General features: G+C 58.9%; 1 pseudogene. It reads right to left on the bottom strand.

What is annotated here, in order from left to right:
* Positions 1-245 (bottom strand): annotated as a pseudogene (locus D1646_RS19775) (flagellin); the annotation flags it as partial.
* Positions 246-565: the final 320 nt, after the last annotated feature.

The following is a 565-nucleotide window of genomic DNA, read 5'->3' as shown; positions in this document are numbered from 1 at the left end:
TCCTGCATGGCGCCCTCAGCGGTCTTGACCAGAGAGGTGCCGTCCTTGACGTTCTTCTGGGCGGCTTCCAGACCGGCGATCTGGGCGCGCATTTTCTCGGAAATCGCCAGACCGGCGGCGTCGTCACCGGCGCGGTTGATCTTGTAGCCAGAGCTCAGCTTCTCCAGGTTGCCGGCCAGAGCCTTGTTGTTCAGGTTGTAGTTGCGGTAGGCGTTCATCGCCATTATGTTGTGCTGAATCCTCATTTTAATTGACTCCTTCCAATTATAATGATTTTTTTGAGGGTTCCGGCGTGCCAAAAATCCCTTTCTGACACTGGGTAGAGCGCCAGCCTGTCCTCGCTCCGTGGCCTTTGGACACGAGTGCAATTTGGCGCAGGGACTATATCTCATCCGGCCCGTCAGCCGGGTGAAACCCAATTCACGGGATGGACAGGTCGTCCTCCCACAGGGCGGGGACGATTTGGGAAAGCTGGTCCCGGAGGAACTTCGCCTCCTCTGCGGATCCATTCTCCTCCAGCCGCTGTGCCACCTGCTCCAGCCTGCCCACGGCCCGCTCCCGCTGA

The organism is Pseudoflavonifractor sp. 60 (assembly GCF_009911645.1).
Classification (GTDB): domain Bacteria; phylum Bacillota; class Clostridia; order Oscillospirales; family Oscillospiraceae; genus Lawsonibacter.
Note: the sequence above shows the minus strand (reverse complement) of the source record. Positions and strands in the feature narration are given on the sequence as shown.